The sequence below is a fragment of the Syntrophorhabdaceae bacterium genome (genome assembly GCA_036504895.1).
Taxonomy (GTDB): domain Bacteria; phylum Desulfobacterota; class Syntrophorhabdia; order Syntrophorhabdales; family Syntrophorhabdaceae; genus PNOM01.
On sequence record DASXUJ010000068.1, the window covers coordinates 1 to 7,039 of the forward strand.

Genomic DNA, 7,039 nt, shown 5'->3' on the forward strand with positions numbered 1-7,039 from the left:
TCGGCGATTGAGACATATGGAGAAGGATGGGCCGGCGCACTTTGCCCCGAGGACAAAGAGAGGGTTCTGAACCAGTGGCATCAGGCGGTCCTGAGGGATCTACCCTTTGAGTCGGAGTTTTGCTTTCAGCAGCAGCGGAACGGTACAATTAAATGGGTCCTTGGAAAGGCAATAGCTGAAAGGGGAGTAGAGGGGGAAAGGCTCGGTTTTGTGGGGACCATCACCGATATTACCGAGCGCAAGAGAATAGAAGAAGAACTTCTGAAAGCATACGATGAATTGGAAGAACGGGTCGTGGAGCGGACCGCTCAATTGGTTGAATCCCAGGAACGTTTGCACAATCTCACCAATCATTTACAACAAATCAGAGAACAGGAAAGGGCGTTTCTCTCCCGCGAGCTTCATGATGAATTAGGGCAGGTCTTGACGGGGATGAAAATGGATGTGCGCTGGATAGAAAGACGGCTGCCGAAGGAGAGTCCATTAATTGCGGAAAGGCTCAGCTCACTGGTCATGCTTATCGATAGCGCCATTCTTTCCGTACAGAGACTCTCCATGTCATTGAGGCCGCCCGCCCTGGGCGATTTCGGTCTCAATGAAGCGATAAAAATGGTATTAGCCGATTTCGAGAAGAGGACAAACATCATCTGCGAGTTTGTTCCCGCGCGGCGCCTCACGGCCCTCGATACGTCCGTATCTACGGAGGTCTTTCGTATTCTCCAGGAAGCCCTTACCAATGTTGCCCGCCACGCAGAGGCACAGCGGGTTGCGGTAATTCTCCGGAACACAGGGGGCAGACTTCTTATGGAGCTCACGGATGACGGCAGAGGCATCACGGAAAAGGAGATCGCAGATCCCATGTCCATTGGACTGATAGGCATGCGCGAACGGGTATATGCCCTGAAGGGAACCCTCGAAGTGAGCGGTGTAAAGGGAAAAGGAACGACCGTTACGGTGCTCATTCCGCTTCATGAAGATAATAAAAAGAAGAACACTACCGGGAAGCGCCGCCCGGGAAAGCGCGCCAAGGAGGTATGAGCGATGCTTCGCGTTGTTATTGCCGATGACCACCCTATCATACTTAAAGGCCTCAAAGAGATCATCACCGAGCACTTTGACGATGTAACCGTCGATATAACCCTGAGAGGATATGAGTTGTTGACCAAGATCAGGAACAATGTGTACGACCTCGTCATTCTCGATATTTCACTTCCCGACATAAACGGTCTGGAAGTCCTTAAGGAAATAAGAAAAACGAAACGAAAACTTCCCGTCCTTGTTCTGAGCATGTATCCTGAGGAAGATTACGCCAACCGCGCATTAAATGGCGGCGCCCACGGCTACCTTACAAAAATAAGCGCGCCCGATGAACTGTTGGTGGCGGTGCGAAAGATTTTGGCGGGGAAAAAATATATCAGCCCCGCCTTTGCCGAAAAGCGTATGTTCGATTTCGAGTCGGACACGGAAACGCCTCCCCATGAAAACCTCTCGAATCGCGAACTCCAGGTGCTGCGCATGATCGGCAAAGGAAAGGCAGTGAAGGAGATAGCCGAAGAGCTCCATCTGAGCATAAATACGGTACGAACCTATCGGATTCGCATGCTGGAGAAAATCGGAGTCAAGGGAACCGGTGAGCTGATTCATTACGCCATAACACACGGTCTGACGGAACCATAAGAATTCTTTGAAAATCAATGGGAATTAGCTTCAGGATAGGGCGAAATAGTTCTCCTCCCTATCCCCGTGTGGGTGAAGCCGCTGCACCTCTTTAAGAAAAAACGGTGAAAAAAATTGTCCCTATCGCGACAGGCATGAAAAATTGCGTGTCTAACGCGGGCTCTGCAGCCGTATTCGCCATTGTGCTCACATCCGCATCACCCCGACATGATAGATTGAATCCCTTTCTTAACCAAATACCTATTTCTCTTCCCTTCCGGAAATAAATCGCCGGACTTATGATAAGGCACTACAAAATTATTGTTGGTTCCGCGACAGACGCATGAGGATAACCGCTGTACTATAGATACAGAGTTAATACCCATACACACAACTCAATACTGGAAGTTCCTGACATTTCCATTCGTCCTGTATCAATTCTTTTGTTCAGGTTCAATGGGTCACGGGACCCCGCCTTTTGTCCCACAGAGGGAGGCACAGGATGACGACTCCAAAATGAAACTTATGTTTGTTACGGCAGCCGCTGTTCTGGCGGCCCTCCCTGTAATGGTAAGCATGCAGGTTGTCATTGATGCCATCCTCCGGGGGCCCTCGGCAACTGCAAATAGCCTCAACCTGCATGAGGCGCCCGTACCTTCCGCTCTGGAGGTTTTGGTAATTCCCGGCCTCCATCTTGTCTTCAGACCGAGAAGACGGTCATAACAAGTCCGGGCGCCGGAGGCGTGCGATCTTCGCGCGGGAAGAGCCCGGCAGGGTGAAAGGACCTCGAGAACTTCTATTCAACGCAGCAAAATAAATATGGGAGTTCTTTTTGAATTCCTCGTGGAAGAGGAGCACGAGATAAGGGTCCGGAAGAGATTTTTTACGTGATGAAGTGCGATCGATTAGCGGTCTGAGGTTTTGGTAGTAAACAGACAAAGGAGAAAGACAGATGAAAAAGACGTGTCTATTTTCAGTGGTTATTTTGGTATTTTCTTTATTTTTCGCAAGTTCAGGTGTCGTGCGGGCTCAGGGGTCCGACGAAGGTCCGTGGCCGGTATACGCAGTCACGTATGGTAACGGCATTGTGCTGACTTCGCCCGACAGCGAAACCTGGACTATAAGAAGTTCGGGGACTCACGTGCCTCTTGCCGCCCTGGCATATGGAAAGGAGACCTTTGTGGCAGTGGGCGCCCGCGGTACGATCGTGACGGGCTCAAGGGACGGTTCAACGTGGACCGTCAGGCAATCGGGCATCACGAGCGACCTCTGGGCTATTAAGTACGCACGGGGAACCTTTGTGGCGGTCGGTGCCGCGGGAATGGTCATTACCTCGTCAGACGGGTACGCATGGACCAAACGAGCGAACCTGACCCCTTACGCCCTCCGGAATGTCACCTATGGCAAGGGCAATTTTGTCACCATCGGCGAGATGGGTACCATCTTCAACTCACCCGACGGCATCAGTTGGGAACAATCTGGGACGCAGTTTACCGACCACCTCTCCGGCATTCTTTATAAGAATAACACCTTTGTCGCCGTTGGAGCCAATGGAAGAATTCTGACATCCTCCGACGACGGGATCACATGGACCCAGCGTTACTCGGGAACGACGGAGTACCTTTCCGCGGTCACCTATGGGAATGAGAAATTTGTCGCGGTAGGCTCATACGGTTCGATCGTGACGTCACCTGATTCAGCGATATGGAGTACTGCAACGTCAGGCTCCCAGAGTTGGCTTGGGGCAGCGGTGTATGCCCGTAAGAGATTCATCGTGGTCGGCATGGACGGCTCGATTTTGACCTCGCCCGACGGGTTGGGTTGGTCTTCCAAGCTCTAAAAAGGGAGAAAAGATCTTAAAGACCTTATCTCCATCGTGAGTGCACGTGCATTCTACCGGCTCGCCGGTAGAATGCACTTCTTGACATGAGAAATGAGAATGGCTGAGGGCACATTTACCAACCGATGAGGGCGCGGAATGGAAAAACGAAAAGCATACGAAGAGAAATTTCAGGCTCAGTTAAAGGAATGGGGCGCTGAGATTGCCTTATTCAATGCCAAGGCCGACAAAACCAAAGCCGAGGCGCGGATCGAGTATTACCAGATGATAGAAGCCTTGCAGGGCAAGGAAGATGAGGCCAGGGCAAAATTGCAGGAGATGATGACAGCCGGCGATGACGCTTGGGAGGTCCTGTTGACAGGGGCAGAGAATATCTGCACTGAAGTCAAAAGTGCGTTCCAAAACGCAAGCTCCAGGTTCAAATGACGGCACCTCTATGCCCGATTGAAACTCGCCGGTCGATCGATGAAGAAGCTCATCAGCCTTCGAGAGAGAAGGAGAATTCAAATCTATTACAGAAAGGAGTAATCGCTATGAAGAAGAGAAGTCTGTGCATCAGTTTTTTGGTCCTTATCATGTTGGTCGCCACTCTTGCTGCCTGCGGGTCGACACCCAAACAGGAAAGCACGGGCGATTATGTCGACGATTCAGTCATTACGACGAAGGTAAAATCAATGCTTGCCGCAGATGAGTTTCTCAAATCATTCCAGATCAGCGTCGAAACCCGGAAGGGCATCGTTTTACTGAGCGGATGGGTTGGATCTCAGGCCGCCGTCAGTAAAGCAGGTCAGATAGCAAAGGGCGTCGGAGGGGTCAAATCAGTAAGGAACGAGCTGATCGTAAAATAGGCGTCATTGACCTTACCGAGGGGGAGCGCGGAGGCCGCGGGCAGACCGGAAGAGAGTACTATGCCGGCTCATGCGACCGACCGGGCTCCGCCCGGTGATGGCCGCACGGACATGACATAGAGCGCATATGTGATCCGCTGCCCAACTGCAAGACCCGGAGGTACATAAGAGTATGCCTATAATCCAAGTAGTGATAATCCTCATCGTGGTCGGTGTTCTTCTCGGGCTCGTCAACCGGTTTATCCCGATGGCGGGTTCTATCAAGTCGATCCTGAATGCAGTAATAGTTATTGCGGTAGTGCTTTGGCTTCTCTCCGTGTTTGGCCTCCTCGGGCCCCTCTTCAATATCCGCGTGGGGCGATGATGTCCCGGGCTTAAGGGGCAAATGATTCGAATGGGGTCGGAATGCCACAAAGCCTTCTGCAAGGGATGACCCGGGGGCTTTCCTGTCCGTATCATAATACCGCGGAACTTCAATGGGTTCAGCCGGTCCTTGTCGAAGATCGCAGATTTCCGTGAGAAAGCGTGACAAGATAATTGATGTTTCCGCGACAGACGCGAGTGGCAGTCTAGGGTACCATGATGTAGGGTTTTTCCCTGAATAGACGAAGGGAGACAAAATAGATGAACGTGCTTCTCGTATACCCCACGTATCCCGATACCTTTTGGAGCTTTAAACACGCATTGAAGTTTATATCGAAAAGGGCGGTCCATCCTCCTCTGGGTCTCCTCACCGTTGCCGCAATGCTTCCGGAGGAATGGCAAAAAAAGCTCGTTGACATGAATACCACCTATTTAACGAACAAGGACCTCCAATGGGCGGACTATGTCTTTATCGGCGCCATGGCTGTCCAAAAGGAATCAGTGCGGGAGGTCGTGGACAGGTGCAAGGCGGCGGGCGTCAAGATCGTGGCGGGAGGACCTCTCTTTACCGCAACCCCCGAAGATTACCCTGACATCGATCACCTGGTGCTCAACGAGGCCGAGGTGACCCTTCCGTTGTTCTTGCGGGATCTCGCCTTGGGTGCACCTTCCCGGCTTTACACATCCAAAATTTTTCCCGATCTCACAAAGACACCAGCCCCTCTCTGGGGGCTCGTGAAGATGAAACGCTACTTCTCCATGAATATTCAGTATTCCAGGGGTTGTCCGTTTAGCTGCGAGTTCTGCGATATTACCACCCTTTACGGAAACAGGACGCGAACCAAAACAACCTCCCAGGTCATTCACGAACTGGAATCGCTTTTTAAGGCGGGATGGAGGGGGAATGTCTTTTTTGTTGACGACAATTTCATAGGCAATAAAGCCAGGATCAAGAACAGCCTCTTGCCCGCCATGATCGAATGGATGAAGAAAAGAAGATACCCGTTCGATCTGTCAACCGAGGCGTCGATCAATCTCGCCGACGATGAGGGCTTGATCAGGCAGATGATACGGGCCGGGTTTGAGGGCGTCTTTGTCGGAATCGAAACAACGGATGTCAAGTCTCTCAAGGAATGCAATAAATTCCAGAACACAAACCGCGATCTCCTGGCGGGTGTGAAACGTATCCAGGAGCTCGGGCTGAATATCCGGGGCGGCTTTATCGTGGGATTTGACAATGATTCTCCTGAAACATTTGAACGGCAGATCCGATTCATTCAGGAAGGCAAAATTGTGATTGCCATGGTAGGCATGCTCAATGCCCCAAGCGGCAGCCGGCTCTATGAGCGGCTCTCCAGAGAAGGCAGGCTCTTGAATGATATTTCCGGCGACAACACCGACTTTTCCACAAATATTATCCCCACAATGGGTTACGAAAGGCTTGTTGAAGGGTATAAACAAGTGCTCACCGGTATTTATTCGCCGAAGAAATACTACGAGCGCGTAAAGGCGTTTCTCAAAGAATACGGGCCCCTGGAAAAGAGAAGAAGCCATTTCCGTCTCCGGTCTGTCCGATATAATCTCCATTATCTTGACGCGCCTTTCAAGACCCTGGTCGTTCTGGGCATAAAAGACAAGGCGCGGTTCTACTACTGGAAACTCGTGGTATGGTCTTTATTCAGGCGACCGCTGCTCCTCCCCATGGCAGTACAGTACCTGGTATACGGGTTCCACTTCAGGAAAGTCTTTGCGAAGCACTTACTCACATGAAGACGCGTGAGCCGGTTCAAACAAAAAACCCCGGGCACGGACTTCTTTGTAGAAGGGTCAAAAATAGTTCCTGGTTTTGCGACCGACCGGCGAGAACGCGATCGGTCGTAATGAGGTGACCTCCTTCGAGCGGATAGGGCAACTATCATAATAGGCGGGAGAGACGGTCACCTCCTATATCAGGCGCCGGCACGCCTTTTCGCATGAGGAATTAGGGAAAGGGGTGCATGACGAAAAGGTACGCAATCGGAAAGGAATGGTTATGAACGGAGCTCCTATGCTTGTCCATGGAGCCAGGAAGAAGGGAGGTCGAATATGATACCGGTGTATCTTTTTGCAATAGCGGTGATTGTCATTTTTCTGGCAAGCTCGATAAAAGTGCTGAAGGAATATGAAAGAGGAGTCATCTTCCGCCTTGGAAGGGTGCTCGGGACCCCTAAGGGACCGGGACTCATCATTCTCATTCCACTCATCGACCGGATGGTGAAAGTGAGCCTCAGGACCGTGGTGCTCGATATCCCTCCACAGGACGTTATTACAAGGGATAACGTGACGATCAAGG

General features: G+C 51.3%; 9 protein-coding genes. All 9 read left to right on the forward strand.

Translation table 11 applies throughout. The features are described from left to right. Nucleotides 1-1,038 (forward strand): histidine kinase (locus tag VGJ94_09555; GenBank protein ID HEY3276854.1); only part of this gene is annotated, 1,038 nt, incomplete at its 5' end. A 3-nt stretch (nt 1,039-1,041) separates the two neighbouring features. Then, nucleotides 1,042-1,677: a response regulator transcription factor gene (locus VGJ94_09560; GenBank protein HEY3276855.1), complete on the forward strand. Its 636-nt coding sequence runs from the start codon at nt 1,042-1,044 to the stop codon at nt 1,675-1,677. A 495-nt stretch (nt 1,678-2,172) separates the two neighbouring features. Then, entirely contained in the window at nt 2,173-2,379 is a 207-nt protein-coding gene (locus VGJ94_09565; GenBank protein HEY3276856.1) for a hypothetical protein, read from the forward strand. Nucleotides 2,380-2,608: 229 nt separating this feature from the next. Then, a complete protein-coding gene (locus VGJ94_09570; GenBank protein ID HEY3276857.1) occupies nt 2,609-3,496 on the forward strand; it encodes a hypothetical protein in 888 nt (295 codons plus the stop codon). A 138-nt stretch (nt 3,497-3,634) separates the two neighbouring features. After that, on the forward strand, nt 3,635-3,922 hold the full coding sequence (locus VGJ94_09575; protein ID HEY3276858.1) for a hypothetical protein: 288 nt from the start codon (nt 3,635-3,637) through the stop codon (nt 3,920-3,922). Between the two features lie 107 nt (nt 3,923-4,029). Beyond that, nucleotides 4,030-4,344 (forward strand): BON domain-containing protein, encoded by a 315-nt coding sequence (locus VGJ94_09580; protein ID HEY3276859.1) that lies wholly within the window; start codon nt 4,030-4,032, stop codon nt 4,342-4,344. 172 nt (nt 4,345-4,516) lie between these two features. Next, complete coding sequence (locus tag VGJ94_09585; protein ID HEY3276860.1) at nt 4,517-4,708, forward strand: Thivi_2564 family membrane protein; 192 nt, start codon at nt 4,517-4,519, stop codon at nt 4,706-4,708. 260 nt (nt 4,709-4,968) lie between these two features. After that, the gene (locus VGJ94_09590; GenBank protein ID HEY3276861.1) at nt 4,969-6,477 is read left to right on the forward strand and encodes a DUF4070 domain-containing protein; all 1,509 of its coding nucleotides are present in this window, start codon (nt 4,969-4,971) and stop codon (nt 6,475-6,477) included. Between the two features lie 315 nt (nt 6,478-6,792). Further along, nucleotides 6,793-7,039 (forward strand): SPFH domain-containing protein (locus tag VGJ94_09595; GenBank protein ID HEY3276862.1); only part of this gene is annotated, 247 nt, incomplete at its 3' end.